This window comes from Tenacibaculum sp. SG-28, assembly GCF_002954385.1.
Classification (GTDB): domain Bacteria; phylum Bacteroidota; class Bacteroidia; order Flavobacteriales; family Flavobacteriaceae; genus Polaribacter.
Genome location: NZ_MQVY01000006.1, coordinates 52124 through 71102, shown reverse-complemented (window position 1 = coordinate 71102; position 18979 = coordinate 52124). Strand labels below are relative to the sequence as shown.

The 18979-nt window shown below is 32.8% G+C and carries 14 protein-coding genes and 1 tRNA gene; 10 read left to right on the top strand and 5 right to left on the bottom strand.

The window, feature by feature from the left end:
* Nucleotides 1-42: 42 nt before the first annotated feature.
* Nucleotides 43-627 carry an RNA polymerase sigma factor gene (locus BSU00_RS12110; RefSeq protein WP_199176795.1) on the bottom strand — a complete coding sequence of 195 codons (585 nt, stop codon included), beginning with the start codon at nt 625-627 and terminating at the stop codon, nt 43-45.
* Between the two features lie 560 nt (nt 628-1187).
* On the opposite strand from BSU00_RS12110, the gene uvrA reads away from it, so the two are divergent.
* Nucleotides 1188-3980: an excinuclease ABC subunit UvrA gene (uvrA, locus tag BSU00_RS12105; protein WP_105004604.1), complete on the top strand. Its 2793-nt coding sequence runs from the start codon at nt 1188-1190 to the stop codon at nt 3978-3980.
* A 111-nt stretch (nt 3981-4091) separates the two neighbouring features.
* Here uvrA and BSU00_RS12100 read toward each other — a convergent pair whose 3' ends face one another.
* Together BSU00_RS12100 and BSU00_RS12095 are read right to left on the bottom strand one after the other, a co-directional pair.
* Entirely contained in the window at nt 4092-4709 is a 618-nt protein-coding gene (locus BSU00_RS12100) for an HmuY family protein (RefSeq protein ID WP_105004603.1), read from the bottom strand.
* A 30-nt stretch (nt 4710-4739) separates the two neighbouring features.
* The gene (locus BSU00_RS12095) at nt 4740-6824 is read right to left on the bottom strand and encodes a TonB-dependent siderophore receptor (protein ID WP_233188730.1); all 2085 of its coding nucleotides are present in this window, start codon (nt 6822-6824) and stop codon (nt 4740-4742) included.
* 127 nt (nt 6825-6951) lie between these two features.
* On the opposite strand from BSU00_RS12095, the gene BSU00_RS12090 reads away from it, so the two are divergent.
* The 8 genes from BSU00_RS12090 (at nt 6952) to BSU00_RS12050 (ending at nt 17073) form a co-directional block, all read left to right on the top strand.
* Nucleotides 6952-7857: a DUF6607 family protein gene (locus tag BSU00_RS12090; protein WP_199176794.1), complete on the top strand. Its 906-nt coding sequence runs from the start codon at nt 6952-6954 to the stop codon at nt 7855-7857.
* Nucleotides 7858-7940: 83 nt separating this feature from the next.
* Nucleotides 7941-9389 carry an ankyrin repeat domain-containing protein gene (locus BSU00_RS12085; RefSeq protein ID WP_233188729.1) on the top strand — a complete coding sequence of 483 codons (1449 nt, stop codon included), beginning with the start codon at nt 7941-7943 and terminating at the stop codon, nt 9387-9389.
* A 104-nt stretch (nt 9390-9493) separates the two neighbouring features.
* On the top strand, nt 9494-9883 hold the full coding sequence (locus BSU00_RS12080; RefSeq protein ID WP_105004638.1) for a DUF2271 domain-containing protein: 390 nt from the start codon (nt 9494-9496) through the stop codon (nt 9881-9883).
* A gap of 12 nt (nt 9884-9895) precedes the next feature.
* Nucleotides 9896-12088 carry a PepSY domain-containing protein gene (locus tag BSU00_RS12075; RefSeq protein ID WP_105004602.1) on the top strand — a complete coding sequence of 731 codons (2193 nt, stop codon included), beginning with the start codon at nt 9896-9898 and terminating at the stop codon, nt 12086-12088.
* Between the two features lie 368 nt (nt 12089-12456).
* Nucleotides 12457-13404 (top strand): hypothetical protein, encoded by a 948-nt coding sequence (locus tag BSU00_RS12065; RefSeq protein ID WP_105004600.1) that lies wholly within the window; start codon nt 12457-12459, stop codon nt 13402-13404.
* A 227-nt stretch (nt 13405-13631) separates the two neighbouring features.
* Nucleotides 13632-15686, top strand: a complete 2055-nt coding sequence (locus tag BSU00_RS12060) for a histidine kinase (RefSeq protein WP_105004599.1) — start codon at nt 13632-13634, stop codon at nt 15684-15686.
* A 1-nt stretch (nt 15687) separates the two neighbouring features.
* Nucleotides 15688-16437 carry a LytTR family DNA-binding domain-containing protein gene (locus tag BSU00_RS12055; RefSeq protein ID WP_105004598.1) on the top strand — a complete coding sequence of 250 codons (750 nt, stop codon included), beginning with the start codon at nt 15688-15690 and terminating at the stop codon, nt 16435-16437.
* A gap of 72 nt (nt 16438-16509) precedes the next feature.
* Nucleotides 16510-17073, top strand: coding sequence for a YqgE/AlgH family protein (locus BSU00_RS12050; RefSeq protein ID WP_105004637.1), 564 nt, complete (start codon nt 16510-16512; stop codon nt 17071-17073).
* Here the strand turns inward: BSU00_RS12050 and BSU00_RS12045 are convergent.
* Together BSU00_RS12045 and BSU00_RS12040 are read right to left on the bottom strand one after the other, a co-directional pair.
* Entirely contained in the window at nt 17070-17906 is an 837-nt protein-coding gene (locus BSU00_RS12045) for an aminotransferase class IV (protein WP_105004597.1), read from the bottom strand. The two genes, BSU00_RS12050 and BSU00_RS12045, sit on opposite strands and share 4 nt — an antisense overlap.
* A gap of 105 nt (nt 17907-18011) precedes the next feature.
* Nucleotides 18012-18395 carry an START-like domain-containing protein gene (locus tag BSU00_RS12040; protein WP_105004596.1) on the bottom strand — a complete coding sequence of 128 codons (384 nt, stop codon included), beginning with the start codon at nt 18393-18395 and terminating at the stop codon, nt 18012-18014.
* Nucleotides 18396-18499: 104 nt separating this feature from the next.
* Here BSU00_RS12040 and BSU00_RS12035 point away from each other — a divergent pair.
* Nucleotides 18500-18573, top strand: a tRNA-Met gene (locus BSU00_RS12035).
* Nucleotides 18574-18979 lie beyond the last annotated feature (406 nt).

Sequence of the window (18979 nt, the reverse complement as noted above, 5' to 3'; positions counted from 1 at the left end):
TTACTTTTTATATAGGAAACGCCTTGTTTTTCAAAATATTGTCTACTCTACCAAAATTATATTGTTTTTTTCAACTATTTTACGAAGATTGATCAATGCATAACGCATTCTACCCAAGGCTGTATTTATACTAACGCCTGTATTTTCTGAAATCTCATTAAAGCTCATATCGTTATAAATACGCATCACCAAAACCTCCTTCTGCTCCTCAGGTAATTCTTCTATTAATACTTTAACATCATTGTAAATTTGATTTTTAATAATTTTACCTTCTGCATTTATGGTTTCGTCACGAATCACAGAAAAAATATCAAACTCTTCAGAAGTATTAAATTTCGGCAACCTATTGCTTTTTCGAAAATAATCAATTACTAAGTTATGTGCTATTCGCATCACCCAAGGTAAAAACTTACCCTCCTCGTTATACTTACCTTTTTTTAATGTACGTATAACTTTGATAAACGTATCTTGAAAAATGTCTTCCGTAATATCTCTATTAGGAATTTTACTGTAAATAAAACTGTAAAGCTTATGCTGATGCCTTTTAATGAGTATTTCTAATGAATTTTGGTTACCATCCATATAGCTTTTAACCAAAATACTGTCTGCGTGGATACTTTTTTTCATAATATTACTTTAGTCGGAAAGAAGCTTTGCGTTCTATCCTTTTGTTAGGGGAATAATGTGTAAAAGTAATTTTATGAAATAGGCAAAAATTTTAAATTTAGATATACAAATATGAGTTTTTAAATGAAGAAATACAAATAATTCCCAATAGAATTACAATTTTAGAGCATAATAATTAAAATAAAAAATCAAATTACATTGTAATAATCCATACCTATTTTAAAAAAACACTAATTAGATATCCATCTATAAATAGCCATTTTTATACTTTATTTTACATCTTTCCTTTTAGTGTAAAAACCTTTGGTTACTAATGCTTACAGCGTAAACTAATCCTTGTATGCTTTGCCATTATTTTTTTCGAATAAAAAATACAGCTACTTTTCCGCTGAAAAGTGGTTTAAAAAATTTCGTAGACAGATTTAAACCTTTTACATTACATCTTTAAAAGATTGCGTATTAGGCAGGTATCACCTTAAATTCTCCACTACCATTACCAATAGGTAAAATTTCTTAAATCTCATTAAATATCGTAATTTTATAGCTTATTTTATGAGCAAATGAAAGAAGATATTTCTAAAGTTAATCCTAAAGAAAACATAATTATTAAAGGAGCAAAACTGCATAATTTAAAAGATATTGATGTAGTACTTCCTAGAAATAAACTAATTGTAATCACAGGACTTTCAGGTTCTGGAAAATCTTCTTTGGCATTTGACACATTATATGCCGAAGGACAGAGAAGGTATGTAGAAAGCCTATCTTCGTACGCAAGACAATTTTTAGGAAAATTACACAAACCAAAGGTAGACTATATTAAGGGAATCGCTCCTGCTATTGCTATTGAACAGAAAGTAAATGCAACAAATCCAAGATCTACCGTAGGAACCTCAACAGAAATATACGATTACATTAAACTCTTATATGCTCGAATCGGTAAAACCTTTTCTCCGATTTCTGGCGGCGAGGTAAAAAAACATACGGTTTCGGACGTCATAAATTTCATTTCAAATTTTGAAGAAAAAACAAAGCTTTTATTGCTAGCCCCTATAACAGTATCTGCTGAAAGAAAAATCGAAACCATTTTACAAGTCTTAAAACAGCAGGGTTATGCACGATTAAAATACGAGGATACCGTATATAGAATTGAAGATTTCCCTAGTTCTTCATTCACAGGAAATAAATTATTTTTAGTAGTGGATCGAATTGTGGTGCGACACGAAGATGATTTTTATAACAGGTTGGCAGATGCAACACAAACAGCATTTTTTGAAGGAAAAGGTGTTTGCATTATAGACAATATGGCGTCTGGTAAAACACATTCCTTTAGTAATAAATTTGAATTAGACGGTATTACATTTTTAGAGCCGAATACGCATTTATTTAGCTTTAACAATCCATATGGTGCGTGTCCTGTTTGTGAAGGTTATGGCAATGTCATAGGAATCGATGAAGAGTTAGTAATTCCAAATACTGGTCTTTCTATATACGAGAATGCAATTTTCCCCTACAAAACGGATAGTTATAAAAAATATAAAAATGACCTCATTTTACATGCAGAAGCATTCGGAATTTCGATACATAAACCGTGGTTTGAACTTTCAGAGGAACAAAAAGAGTTAGTTTGGAACGGTACACAAAAATTTAAAGGCATACACGATTTATTCCATAAACTAGAGGCAAAGAGTTATAAAATTCAAAACAGGGTTATGCTGTCTAGGTACCGAGGTAAAACGACGTGTACCTCATGCAACGGAACACGATTAAGAAAAGAAGCAAATTATGTAAAAATAGATGGAAAAACAATTTCAGAGCTCATCAACATACCTCTCGATGAATTAGCGGACTTTTTCAATACATTAACACTGCACAAACACGAGCGAAAAATTGGGGAACGCTTGCTGCAAGAAATAAGCAATAGACTGCAATTTTTAAAAGATGTAGGTTTACACTATTTAACATTAAACAGGACCTCAAACACCTTGTCTGGGGGAGAAAGCCAACGCATTAATTTAGCGACTTCTTTAGGTAGTAGTTTAGTTGGATCGATGTATATACTCGATGAACCTAGTATAGGGTTACACCCCAAAGACACAACAAGGCTAATTAAAGTATTGAAAAATCTTCGAAACTTAGGAAATACTGTAATTGTTGTCGAGCATGATGAAGATATTATGCGAGAGGCAGATTATATCATTGATATTGGTCCCGAAGCAGGTACTTATGGTGGAAAAGTGGTTGCAGAAGGGAATTTTAATGAAATTTTAAAATCTAATTCTTTAACGGCAAAATACCTATCCGAAAAACTTCAAATTAAAGTTCCAAAAACTAGAAGAGTTTCAAAAAACACCATTCAAATAAAAGGCGCAAGAGAGCATAATTTAAAAAATATTGATGTTACTTTCCCATTACATAGTCTTACTGTGATAACTGGTGTTTCAGGAAGTGGAAAAAGCACCTTGGTTAAAAAAATATTATATCCGGCTTTACAAAAAAAACTAACAGGACACGGTGCAAAACTAGGACAATTCACAGACATATCTGGGAATTTTGACACCCTAAAACACGTCGAGTTCATTGATCAGAATCCCATAGGTAGATCCTCACGATCAAATCCTGTAACATATATTAAAGCCTATGATGATATTCGTAAATTATTTGCAGCACAGAAAATATCCAAAATAAGAAACTACCAACCGAAACATTTTTCTTTTAATGTTGAAGGAGGACGATGTGAGGTATGTAAAGGAGAGGGAGAGGTAACTATTGAAATGCAGTTTATGGCAGATGTGCATTTAGAATGTGATACTTGTAAAGGAAAACGCTTTAAAAAAGAAGTTTTGGAAGTGAACTTCGAGGAGAAAGATATTGATGCTATTTTACGGTTAACCATAGACGATGCCATTGCTTTTTTTAAGGATAACCACCAAGAAAAAATAGCTAAAAAACTAAAACCTCTCCAAGATGTAGGATTGGGCTATGTGCAATTAGGTCAATCCTCCTCTACCCTGTCGGGTGGTGAAGCACAACGAATAAAGTTAGCATCATTTTTAATGAAAGGAACAACAAAAGATAAAACCTTATTTATTTTTGACGAGCCTACAACCGGATTACACTTTCACGATATAAAAAAGCTCATAAACTCCTTTAATGCGCTACTTGAAAAAGGACACTCTATCGTAGTTATCGAACACAACATAGAATTAATTAAATGTGCTGATTATATTATAGACCTAGGAATGGAGGGTGGAAAAAATGGTGGAAATCTTATTTTTGAGGGAACGCCAGAAGAATTATGTAAAAACAAAAATTCGCATACTGCCAAATATCTCGCAGAAAAGCTACTACCTTAACTATCAGTATTACCAAATAGCACAAATGAGATAGTAAAAAAGAACAGCCTAATTCTACAAGGAATTAAGCTGTTCAACGTAACAAAAACTAACAAAATTCAATAAATATATTTACTGAAGATTTTTATCCCCCGTATTGGGGTTGTATACATAATCAAATGTGTAATATCTCGCGTTTTCTCTAACAGATGGGTCGTTGTCTTTGTAATAGCTTTTTATACTCATTTTAGCGTAATTACCATCCATGGTTTTTATCACAAATACCTTTCCAGCAATTCTAGAAATTACACCATTTTCATAAGTGTACCAGCCATTACCCGATCCGTGTGGAAGCGCAAAAGTACCTGATGCGTCTTGCGCAAAGTCAGTGTCTATTGGTGCTTCGATTACATTTGCAAAAGTATCGTTAACAATAGCTAAAGAACCATCTCCAGAACGTTGTGGCTCATCCGTTAGGCCAATCATTCCTCCACCGTTTACTAAAATCATAGTTCCTCTAAAAGCAATATCCCAATCTTCACCAGTAACACTTGTCCCTTCTTTGAAGCTAAACTTAGTAAATTCACCACTGATAACCGGAGGGTTTTGGGTGTAATCCGATACCTGAGGAGCGTATAAATTACTAATCGTTACCGATTCAACAGGATCTGATGGTGTTGTTTCTTCATCGCTACACGACGTAAAAATCATTGCTGTTATCGCGAATAATGTTAAGGTTATTTTTTTCATTTTGTTTTGATTTTTATTTTGATATTATAGTTAAAAATTAAAGGTTACACGTCCATAAAAGGTTCTCCCTAATAATAGCACAGCATCGTTGACAACTCCTCCAACTTGAAAAGCATCAACATCAGCATTAGAGGAACCTGTTTCGTTACCGATATTGTCTACACCAAATTGAAGCTTGAACAGAGAGTACAATTCTTTTTCTACAACAGCATTTATTTGTAAATTACCCGATACAAACGTATCGTATTTATCGATAATACCCCTGCTATTATTGGTATCAGCTATCGCGTACTTACTTCGGTATAAAGCACGTACATTAGCAGAAAATTTATGTTCATAATTGTCGTAGAACAGCTTTATATTTCCTGTATGCTTTGATCGATTTCGCAATCCAAAGTAATCGAAAAGCGTGAGTTTAACATCAGACACATCGGTCTCTACAAAAACAGTTCCTGATTCTATTAATTTCTCCTCTTCTTTATCTCCAGTATCCAAATATTGATACCCTCCAAGGATTTTGAAATTATCATTAATTTTATAATTTACTTTTACTTCTACCCCTTGAGTATATACCTTGTTTATATTTCTGTAAGAAAAAATACGTGTTCCCTTACCCAAACCAATTTCTTCTGCATGTAATTCTGTGACATATGCGTCTTTTAAAAATTCATTCACTTCATAAGTATCTATGAGGTTTTGAATATCATTTCTAAATACATTAAGATTAAGAGAGAGATTGTTTAGTGGTTGTATTTGAAAACCAAAATTATATCCTATAGAGCTTTCCGGTTTTAGCTGCTTCTGAAGATACTCTATGCTTTCATTCCCTGCATACAAATCATGTATCGTTTCTGTGCCAAACACCACATAACCACTAGACGTGTTTCTAAAGTTAAAATACAACTGTCTAAAATCAGGTGCTTTGAATCCATACCCAACAGATCCACGTGTGCTAAGCCAATCGGTAATTTCATAGCGTGTAGAGAGCTTTGGGGAAAAGGCAGATTCATAGGCATTATGGCTATCAAATCTTGCACCGATAACAACATTTAATTTTTCTAGAGGATTAAAGTCATATTGCCCGAAAACATAATATGCCTCGTAGTTTTTTTCACTTTCAAAAGAGGTTCTCGCTAAAGCGTCATAATTTGCACCTAAACCTGCAATTAGCGTAGCGCGATCAGAAACCGACAAAGTTGTTTTAATCTCCGGTCGCAACAAACTCCTATTATACAATGCCGTTTCACCATTGAATACACTCTCCGTTTTATTTCTGGTAGCGTAAAATGTATAATCAAAGCTCCAAGTATCAGAAATAGTATGTTTGAACATCGTATTCCAATTCCAATCTGTTTCTAAGTTATCCGAAAACGGTGTATTCTGTTCTTGATGGTATAATCTTCCAGAAACAAACGCCTCTAAATGTTGCGAGAAAGTATATCCTAATCGTAGATTTCCAGTATAGTTTTGATACGGATACATTGTTCTATTTTCTGGAGTTTCTGTTGTTAAATCAAAACCTCCACTAGAATTCAAATTAATTCCTGCTACAAAACTAAGCCTATCTAATTTAGCCATAGTATTGGCATTAATATCTAGCTCGTTCATAGCTCCTCCTCTTGTTAGTATACTGAAGGAACTTTTTATCCTATCTGTAGTAGGTTGCTCTGTGATTATATTGATAACTCCTCCCATAGCCTCGGAACCGTATAAGGATGACGCAGGGCCCTTTACAATTTCAATTTGTTTTATGTTATTAACCGTTAGTTTATTTAAATCAATGTTTCCTGCAGTTCGCCCTACAATTGGTAGACCATCTATCAAAATAAGGATATAATCGGCAGCAATACCTTGCATTTGAACTCCCTCTGAATTCCCATTATCTTTTACCATTACGATACCTGCCTGTTCTAATAAAATATCTCGCAAGCGAACAGAACCTGCTTGCTGTAGTTGTTTTTTAGAAATTAAGGTAACTGGCATTGGTAGAGAAGACAATTGCCTTGGTGACCTTGTGGCGGTAACAACTACTTCGTCTAAAGATGTATTGCTAATGGTATCGTTAGCTATTCTATCTTTTTTCTTGTGAAAAAAGACAAACGTTAACCAACCCAACAACAAAAAGCAAACTTCTATTTAGAAACATTCTTAATAATTTTCGGCAAATATATAGTATTATTTTTATTCATTCTTAATAAAATTTATATTTTTGTAAAAAATTTAAAACTTAAATAAATACAGAATGAAAAAAGCACTTTTATTAGGCTTGGTAGCAATGGGTCTTATCCATGTATCCTACGGACAAAGCAAGAAGAAAAAAGATAGAGAAGCCATCAAGCAAATGTGTGGTTGTTTTGAAGTAACTTTTAACTTTACCGAAACTTTCAATTACAGTAAAGATTCGCTATACCAACCTTCCAAAACGAAAACAGATAAAGGCTTGGAGTGGGCACAATTAGTAACAGATGAAAATAACAAAATTTCAATTCAGCATTTATTACAAGTAGGAAGCCCGGATAACCCATACATCGTAAAACATTGGAGACAAGATTGGATATTTCAAAACGAAGACTTTTATATGTACAATGGAGATAACAATTGGAAGTTTGAGCACAAACCAAAATCAGCTGTAAAAAAACAATGGACCCAAAAAGTATTCCAAGTAGACGATAGCCCCAGATATGAAGGCTCTGGATCTTGGGTGCATGTAGATGGAAAAAGTTATTGGGAAAACACTACCGACGCTCCGTTACCTCGAAGAGAATACACCAAAAGAAGCGACTACAACATAACCGTTAGGGGAAACAGACAAGAAATTACAGCGTATGGTTGGTTGCATGACCAAGACAATAAAAAAGTTATTCGAAAACCCGGGGAAAAAGATTTTGTATTAGCGGTTGAAAAAGGGTATAACACCTATGTTAGAGTACCAGATAGTAGATGTAAAGGAGCTGCAGACTGGTGGGTAAAAAATGAAAAAAAGTGGGAAATTGTTAGAAATAAATGGGATAAAGTTTACGGTAGAAATACTGACCTTTCACTAGAGAAAAAAGTTGAAAATAAACCTCTATACAAGTACTTGTTCTCGGATAAAATTGAAAAAGAAGAGGAAATAAATGAAATTATAGAATCTTTTGTTAAGAAATAAATGATTAAATGTTGATGTTTCCACAAATTGAAAATTTTATGTATACTAAAAAGTTACTTTTTGTTTTGCCCCTTCTTTTTTTAATGAAATTGAATGCACAGGATAAAAATATTTTTCTAGACCGAGCATTCTGGAAAACAGCCCCGTCTATTGCAACGATAAAAACAAAAATCTCTGAAGGAAATGATCCAACAGCATTAAATAGATATGCCTTCGATGCAGTTGGATATGCAATATTAGAAGAAGCACCGAATAGTTCGATTCATTATTTGTTATCCTTAGAAGGGAATCCAATTGATAAAATTACGCATGATAAAAGAACTTATGTATTCTGGGCAGCCTACAAGGGTAATGTTGCCCTTATGGAATATTTAATTGGAAAAAATGCGAGAATGGACCTTAAAGATTCCCATGGGTATTCGGTACTTACTTTTGCTGCTGCAACAGGACAGAAAAACACAAAAGTATACGATTTATGTTTGGAAAATGGAAGCAGCATAACCGAAACAGATGATCATGGTGCGAACGCTCTTTTACTTATAATGCCGCATTTAAATGATCTCAAAATGCTCGACTATTTTACCGAAAAAGGCCTGCGCTTATCCAGCAAAGACAATGACGGTAACGGAGCTTTTAATTACGGTACTAAAAATGGAAACAGTGCCATACTTAAAGAATTAATTGCAGCAGGAGTTCCTTACAAAGGCCTAAATAACAATGGAGGAAATGCTATGTTTATGGCAACACAACGCGCAAGAAAAGGATACAATCTATTGTCTTTTTATAAAGAACTAGAAGCACTTGGTGTAGCACCTAATATCGTAAACAAGCAAGGTAAAACACCGTTGCACAATATAGCATATGCAAATAAAGATAAAGAGACTATTGCCTATTTCATAGAGAAAGGTACAAATATTAATCAAGAAGATATCGATGGAAACACTCCATTGTTAAATGCCTCAAGCGTAAACTCTTTAGAGGTCATAACCTTATTAATAGATGACAATACCGATATTAATCACCAAAACAAACAGGGAAAAACTGCCATATCAAACGCTATCGAGCGAAATAGTATGGATGTGGTTTCTTATCTATTAAAACAAGGTGCTAAAACAAACGTAAAGGACCAGAAAGGAAATTCTCTCGCGTACTATCTTGTGCACGGCTACAATGCTCAAAAACCAAAGGATTTTCAGGATAAAAAATCAGCTTTGATAGCGAAAGGTGTTCCAATGAAAGAAGTTCAGCATAATGCAAATACACTTTTTCATATCGGATTAGAAAAAAACAGTATCGCCTTATTAAAAGAAATTCATGCAATGGGGATCGATGTAAATGCGATAAATAGTGACGGATTAACGGTTTTGCATAAAGCAGTCATGCAAGCAAAAGATCTTACTGTTGTAAACTATCTTTTAAGTATCGGTGCTGACAAAACAATGGTAACTAGTTTTGGTGAAAACGTATTCGATTTAGCAAAAGAAAATGAGCAATTAAATGCTCAAAATATAGACCTAACATTTTTAAAATAAATATGAAAGCAAACAATGTAATAAAAACTATTTTTTTAGTTTGTATATTGGTTTTGGGTCTCTGCAGTTTCAATACCATTACCGAAAGTAAAACGTTTAAGTGTATGATTCAGATGAAGAATTATACGGGTGAAGGAGCTTATGTTGTCATATCTTTAATTAAAGATGGAAAATATGTAGAAACGCTTTATGTGCAAGGGGATGACGATGAGTGGTATTCAGACATCACAGAATGGTGGAACTTTTATGGAAAAAAACGAACAGATATTGACGCTATTACAGGAGCTACAATTAGTGGGGGTAACCGAACTATTAGCATACTTTCTATCGATGAAAATAAAATAGACGCTGGATATCGTATTCGTTTTGAATCTGCAGTTGAAGATCAAGAATACTATAAAGACGATATTGAATTTGAGTTAACCTCAGAAAACATTAAGAATAAAGTGGAAGGAAAAGGCTTTATTCGTTACATACGATTATTACCACAATAAGATTGTACGTATATGACACTTTCAATATGGAGATATAGCCACCTAACTTTGGCTATATCTTCTTTCCTTTTTATAACTATTGCTGCTATAACTGGAATAATTCTAGCGCTAGAACCTATTTCTAAAGAAGTATCTCCGTATGCAATAGATAATTTAGAGACTATTACTATTGGAGAAACTATTGCCAAATTAGAGAAAAATTATGATGAAATCATAACTTTAGAGCTGGCAAAAAACAACACCGTAAAAGCTTCTGCTGTAGATGCTAATGAAGGCAATACTTCTTTTTACATAAATCCTTTTACCGGAGAAAAAATAGGCGAATTAGAAAAAAGAAAATCGATTTTTAAATTTGCCACAACACTGCATCGTTCATTATTTTTAAAATCAACTGGAAGAATTATTGTTGGAGTTGTTTCTTTTTTACTATTACTCTTAACATGTACAGGTTTTATGCTTATTTGCAAAAGGCAAGGCGGTATACGATATCTTTTCTCTACAGTAGTAAAAGAGAAAAACGAACAATATTATCACGTAACGATAGGAAGAATCACAAGTATTCCTATTGTGATACTAACCGTTACTGGAATCTACCTATCCTTAGATAAATTTGCAGTACTCCCAAAAGACCAAAAACGCCATAAAATAGTAACTAAGACGCCCCCAAGCAGCAGCGATAAACAAAGAAAAGATTTTACTATTTTCCAAACAACAGCAATGCAACAGCTGCAGCGTTTAGAGTTTCCTTTTTCAGAGGATCCTGAAGATTATTTCACCCTAAAACTACGCGATAAAGAAGTATTAATACAACAAAATTCTGGAATAGAAATAAGCAGCTTACCAAAGACAACAATTGAAAAATTAATAGATTGGAGTTTCGTTCTTCATACTGGAGATGGCACATTAGTCTGGGCATTAATATTACTTCTCTCGTGTTTCGCCATACTCTATTTTATCTATTCTGGCTTTGTAATGACGATCGATAGAATAAAAAAAAGAGTTTCTATTAAAAACACCTACTCAAAAGAGGAGGCCAACTATATACTACTGGTAGGATCAGAAACTGGAAGTACATTTACCTTTGCCAAGTCGCTGTATAATGCTTTGATAGCGACAGAACAAAAGCCCTTTATGGATAGCTTAAATAATTACACTACGTATAAAACTGCCAAATATGTTTTTGTTTTAACCGCCACCTATGGGGATGGAGATGCACCTTCTAATGCTAATACAGCAATTGAAAAGATGAATCTTGTACCACAAAATCACACCATTAAATTTGCTGTAGTTGGCTTCGGTTCGCTTGCATACCCTAAATATTGTGCTTTTGCTTTGGAAATTGACAACGTGCTAGCGAAAAACAAAAACTTCTCTCGTATTCTACCATTGCACAAAGTAAACAACCAATCGTTTGCGAGTTTTACAGCATGGAATACTGCTATCAATACAGCAACAGACACTACATTTACTGTACAACCAATGGTAGAAAAAAAACCTAAGGAATATAGTTTTAAGGTAGTATCCAAAACAGAAATTAACACCGATAAAAGTTTTATAATTCGTTTCAAACCCGAGAGGAAATTAAAATTTCAATCAGGAGACTTATTAGGAATTCGACCAAAAAAAGATGGCGTAGAGCGGCTTTATTCTATTGCCAAAATAGGTAAGGATATACTATTGAGTATTAAAAAGCATGAGTATGGTATATGCTCTACCTATTTATCAGAATTACAAAAATCCAGTTCTGTAAAAGCCTATATTAAAAAGAATACGGCTTTTCATTTCCCACAAAATTCCAAAGAAGTTATTTTGATTTCTAATGGTACTGGAATAGCCCTTTTATTGATGATACATGCGGCGAAACCAAGCACTAAAATACATTTATTTTGGGGAGGAAGAACTAAAGAGTCATTTAACCTGTACAGAGAAACGATAGAAAAGGCGCTAGAGATACAACAACTAAATTCGTTACATATTGCGTATTCACGTGAAAATGCTAAAAAAGAATACGTACAGGATTCTGTACTTAAAAATAAAGATCTAATAATTTCCACACTACAAAAAAAAGGAAATATTATGATTTGTGGGTCTGTAAAAATGCAAAACGAAATTCTTAAAGTATTACACGAGATAACTACAAAAGAACTGAATACTTCCATAGAAAGCCTACAAAAAAATAATAAAATCCTTACCGACTGTTACTAAAATATAGGGTTAAATAGTGCCCTAATAATTTTCAAATTTTAAGACTTATATAGTATCGACAACGAATTCTAAATTAATCGTGACGAATTCTAAATATCTGAAAATTTAACCATTTTCCATTTCTACATTTAGGGTATCAAAACTACTATATTATGTATTTAGAAAATAGATTTATGAAAGTTGTATTACTGTATCTACAAAAATATTCTCAAATAAAAATACACATTAACCAAAACGGTAAAATCACTAAAACAGAAACAGAATTAAACAGCACTTGGATACTAAATAGAAACTTGAGAAAAATACTAAATAAAATACAACAAATAGAAACAAAGAAAGCAATAGTAATAACCTTAAAAAAGTAAATTATGAAAACACCTACAAAACAATTCGTAATGGCAATTGGATTGGCATTACTATCAGTAAACTTTACTTCATGTAAAAACGAGAAAGAAAACACAGGTAAACATGAGGCAAACAATAGTGTAAAAAAAGTAGTAAAACCAATAGTAAAAGAGGTACACAAACCTATTGTATTTATTACGGGCCATGATCGTGACGCGACTACATTTTATTCGGATGCAACAGAGTACTTCACGAATAAAAATTACAAAATTGTACAAGGTGTGTATTCTTTGGAAGAAATGCTTACTTGGTTAAACAATAACGCTTACCATAAGACCTACGGAGAGATACATATTGTGAATAATAACAGTCCATGGCTAGGAATGGATTTAGAAACAAGAATTAATGGAACAAGGGTAAACAGTACTTCTTTAGAAAAATGTTTAGACAATGAAAAATTACCTGTTTTAGAGAATCATTTTAATGCAAACTCTAAAATTATTTTCCACAGTAACGCATTAGCCGAAGACACAAAGTTAATTCAAGCATTACAAAGAGTATTTACCACAGAAAATAACGCTGAGATAATAGCCTCTCCGTATTTTAATGTTTTTGGGGGAGAGTTTTCAGCACATTATTTAGCAAAACCATACTATGTCTTTTATCCTACTGCTAAATCACCAGGAAAGGTAGATCTCTCTAAAGAGATTGCAAAAAAATATCCTGAAGAGGAGTTCGAATGGTACGATGCATTAAACAATGAAAGAGAGAGATATGTCGGCGAACCCTACACTATTCAGCAAAATATCCCAATAGTTTTTGAAATAGATTACCACAACTCTGATGACGAAATACCAGATTTCACCTCTTCTGAAGAAATAATGCAATGGGTTATCAATGATGAAGATATGACACAAAAAGTAAAATCCCTTAACATACCAATAGAAAAGTTAGATGGAGTTATACGGTAAAAAATAGTAAAGTAACAATTAAAGGCATAACAACTGTTCTATGTGTGCTAAAACCATTAGTAAAACCCTATGGAGATTTAGAACATATTACCCCAGACGTTTCCAATAAAAGACTCTATGCAATGCAATAAAAATAGACCGGTAGAAACACAAAACTCTACCGGTTTTGTAATTTGCAGTACAATACAGTAGAATGAAGTGTGCTATAATTTAAGTATGTTTGTTTTATGAATTCTTTAAAAGTCCTATTTTCTCTATTATTTTTAATTTGTTTACAAGTTTTCAAAAGCTTAGGGCAAAATAGCGACACATTAAACAACTATACTATTGCAAAAGGCAAAGAAGAAGAAATCTTTTTAAAGACCAAATTATATAACAAAGCAAATGGCCTTTTAAGTAATTATATTACTGCAATTCGACAAGACCCAAGTGGATACCTTTGGTTTGCTTCCAATATGGGTATCTCGAGATTTGACGGCAATACCTTCACAGAATATACAATCAACAGTAAACATGACCCAACCTTTATATCTGAGATATATCCAACTTTAGATAGTCTTTTGATAGGAACTCCAACTTCCTTTATTTTACAAAGTGCAAAAGACTTGAAACAAATTGATGATAAGGGAATACATTGCATATCTAAAATAGCAGAAACTTTTTATCTCGGAACCAACAAGGGCATCTATAAGATGAAAGATGGCTTTATTGCCGCATTGCGTTTGCATTACAAAATTGATTTGGCACAAATAAACGATATCAAATACGATGAAAAACACTACTGGATTGCAACGCAAGAAGCCCTATGGAAGATAGACAATATCGAAGAACCGAGTACCATTAAAAAAATTAAAGATGGGGTTTTCACCGATATTCTAATCACTAAAAATAAAATTCTTGCAACAAGTAAAAACAGCGGACTGATTATTTATAAAGACGAAAAATTATTTACGGTTCCTGTTACGACAAAAAATATATTAGGAATACGAGAAATTAATAAAAGATTTTGGCTTTTTTCAAATACAAACGGCATTGAAATTTTAAATAATAATCTTTCCTTTCATCGAAAAATCACGAAATACAATACCAGAATATCAAATGCAATTACAGATGTTTTTCAAGACATGCAAAAAAATATTTGGATTGGGACTAAAAATAATGGAATCTTAAAATACGAAAATAAAAATGAAGCTATTCCCCAAAGACCTATAGTTCGCTTCGAAAATATAGAGGTAGTATTCGAAAGCTTAGACAGTATCAATATTAATACCTACCAAAACACTTTACAACTACCATACGACAAAAACCACTTGGCATTTTCATTTAATTCTATAGACATAAATCACCCCGAAACAATCCTATATCGCTATGGATTTGGAAAAGAATACAGTCCGTGGTCAAGTAAAAAAATGGTAAATCTGATAGATTTAAAACCCGGAGACTACACTTTTAGTGTGCAATCTAAAACCTCGTTTACCAAAAATAGCAAGCCGTTACAATTCCATTTTGTTATAGCGCAGCCTTGGTATGACAGGTGGTGGGTTCGCATGCTATTTATACTACTGTTAGCTAGTGTGATCCTAATAGTTATAGCGAGGTACGCCAAAAATATACGAACTAAAAATCGCAAAGAAATAGAGCAATTAAAACTGAAAAACAAACTTCTAACTTTAGAGCAAAAAGCCCTACAGTTACAGATGAATCCTCACTTTATATTTAATATTTTAAACAGTATAAAAGCCCAAGGGAAATTGGGAAAAACAAAGGATTTAGAAAGTACAATTACAACTTTTTCTTCGTTATTAAGAGGTATTTTACACAGCTCAAGGAAAGAAGAAGTTGCATTGCAAACAGAATTAAAAACTCTAGAAAACTATATTATCTTAGAACAACAGATAAGTGCAATTCCATTTAAGTATACTATTGAAACAAATCTATCAATAGCAAGTGAAGAAATAATAGTCCCGCCAATGTTATTACAACCGTTTGTGGAGAATAGTATTAAACATGGGATTAATGGAACTAGTGGTTCTATTCGCATATATGTTTACGATAAGGACAACTATTTACATTGTGAGATTTATGATAATGGTATCGGCATTGTTACCGCCCAGAAAAAAAAGAAAGGCAACGATCATAACTCCATAGCAATAGAAGTTACTAAAACACGTATTGAAAGTCTCGGTAGCACCGCAACTTTACATCTAAATGAAATTATCGAAAATGGCATTGTAAAAGGAACCAAGGTTTGGTTTAAAATACCATTAAAAACAGATTTTTAAAATGGAAAAACTAACAGCAGTACTTGTAGATGATATCCCAACAGCACTAGAAATGTTAAAGAATGATTTGGAAATAGACTATCCTGAAATCTCTATACTCGGAACTGCTTCTAGTGTAGTTGAGGCTTCCAAGCTACTGAGGAGTAAACAACCCGATATCTTATTCTTAGATATTATGCTCGGAGATGGAACTGGATTTGATATACTTGAAATTCATCCGGATATCAGTTCAAAAGTAATTTTCGTGACTGCCAGTGATGAATTTGCAATAAAAGCCTTTAAATTTGCTGCAATAGACTACCTTTTAAAACCCTACAGTTCTTCAGAATTAGAACAAGCGATTCGGAAAGTTAAACAGCATTTACCACCGTCTACAGAACAATTAAACATCTTGCACAACTCTTTCCTACAACCGAATAAAAAACCTACAAAAATATCGTTACATACCGGAAATAAAATACTCGTAATAGATATTGAGACGATTATGTATTGTAAATCTGATAATAATTACACGGAATTTTACACGACTAATAAAGAAAAAATTTTGGTAGCTAAAACGCTAAAGTACTTTACAGACATTCTACAAGCATGTCAATTTTTGAGAGTACACCAAAGCTACCTTGTTAATTTACAGTGTCTTAAAGAATTCCATAAGACCGATGGCGGCTATATTGTTTTAGATAACAACCAAACAATTCCGGTTTCTGTTCGAAAAAAAGCCGAAGTAATACAAGCAATTGACAACTTATAAATCTATATATTTCGCTAATTATGTTAAATTTTTATTAAATTTTTATATATTAGTATTCTAAATATGTTTTTTATGGGTGCGAGTGTTATTGAACTAGAAAAAGGAAAATTACTTATTGCGGAGCCGTCCATTTTAAATGATAAAACATTTAATAGGTCTATCATTTTACTAACAGAACACTCTAAAACTAGCTCTGTGGGATTTATATTGAATCGTCCATTATCGTATACGCTAAAAGATTTAATTCCTGATATTGATTGTGATTTTAGAATCTATGAAGGAGGCCCTGTAGAACAAGACAATTTATATTTTATACACAAAACTCCAGATTTGCTTCCAAATAGTATCGAGGTAACCAATGGAATTTATTGGGGTGGTAATTTTAGTTTTTTAAAAGAACATTTAAACAACCAAACCATTAAAGCCAGTGACATAAGATTCTTTCTTGGTTATTCGGGATGGGAACCTAAACAACTAGCCAATGAGGTAAAAACCAATTCATGGTTTGTTTCGAAAAATCAATATGATAATATATTTAGCATTGACAACAAAACCTTATGGAAAAATCAATTACTCAATAGAGGTGGTGAATATAGGTTTTGGGCCAATGCACCTGATGACATTTCAATGAATTAGCTTTCTGTAATACTCTTTACTCTTAAACTACTTTTTAACTTATTGGTAATGGTTTTTTGAAATGTTTTTTTGCGATAATTCGTTACCGATTGAATCCCTGTTATTGCATTAGTTATAAATACCTCATCTGCTTTTTGAATTTCAAATGGAGATATAGCTGTTTCTTCAATAGTATATTCAGGGTGTTTTTCTAGAATTTCGATTATTTTCTTTCTAGTAACTCCTTTTATACACCCCTCTGACAAAGCAGGAGTTTTCACCAGATTTCCTTTAATAATAAAGATATTACCATTAGCAGCCTCAACAACTCCCTTTCTTTCGTTTAATAAAATACAGGTATCCAAGTCATTGTCATCTGCAAAAACAGAAGCCAAAACATTTAGCATTCTATTGGTTGTTTTTACGGTAGATAATAAGCTAGAATAGTTATAAAAATCTTTAAACAAATCAATGCTGTATACTTCTTTTTCTTGAACGTTGACCTTTTTTGCCTCTATGAGATAGTCCACTTCATTAGATGTTGGTGCATATAAACCACCGTCTTTTCGAAATACAGTTATTCGAACTCGGAATATATCATTTTGTGGCTGCTCTAATTGTAGTGTTTTTAAGATTTCCTCTTGTAAAAATTCAAGGGTAAATTTCATTGGTATTTTCATACGTAGCATGCGCATGGAAGCCATCAATCTAAAATAATGATCTTCTAAAAAGATTATTTTATTGTTGGATACTTTGATGGTTTCAAAGACACCATCTCCGTATTTAAAGGCTCTATTTGCAGAGGAGATAGAAACGATTTCAGCAGTACTAAGTACGCCATTAAAATTTACCATTGTTTGTTTTTTTACATTTGCAAAATTACTAATTTCACACAGTTATAAAAACAAAAACACTCGACAAAATAGCCGAGTGTTTTTGTTTTATTTTTTCACAAAATACTATGCTCCAATAGTGTGTTTTAGTTCATCTATTTGATTTTCCCACAACATTTTTGCTTCCTCTACCTCGTCTTCTCCATCGGCAAAATCGGTAACCAGTACTACTACATCTTTGGTTAACGGATCTTTTTGGATACGAAATTCAAAATAACTTTCATCGCCTTCGCTCTCGGTCCACTTAAACTTTATCCGTTCATCTGATTTACTAGTAATAATCTTTGCTTCTTCCTCAGAATCATCCCATTCAAAGGTTATCAGCTTCCCTCGAGAATTTACTCTATCCGCAAACCACTCCTCTAAACCTGCTGGTGTAGCTAAGTATTGGTACAACATGCTCGGAGAAGCATGGATTGGAAACTCTAATTCAAATTTTACTTTACTCATGTAATTTCAGATTTGCACGCCAAGATATATATTTTTTATTTAAAAAAAAAATCATTTTTTTTATCCTTGAAATAAAAAAACATATATATTTGCACCCGCAATCAGGCGAGGTAGCTCAGTTGGTTAGAGCGCAGGATTCATAACCCTGAGGTCGGCAGTTCAAATCTGCTCCTCGCTACATAGTGGAAATACCAATAAAAATGCGCTTTACGGCGCATTTTTTTATAGTAAAAACCTAATTTATTGAAATCCATTTTAAAAAGGCAATAAAAAATCCACAACCAATTAAGTACCTAAATTATGTGATCGTTAAATTGAAGAAAAAACAATTTCAGTTCGTTTATCTATGGCTTAAAAAATTGTGGATATTTTGTAAAACTAGATTCATTTTATTTTTTATAGAAGTAGTTTTCATACACTAACATACAGTAGTTCTTACACTAAAATCCTAGGTGACCCTAATAATTACTCGAATAAAATAGCTATGCTATAACTAAGATTCTTCGCCTTTGCATTTTTCAATAAACTAAAAGAACCAATGGTACTAAAATTTGAAAACACCAAAAATACCAATAAAAATATCC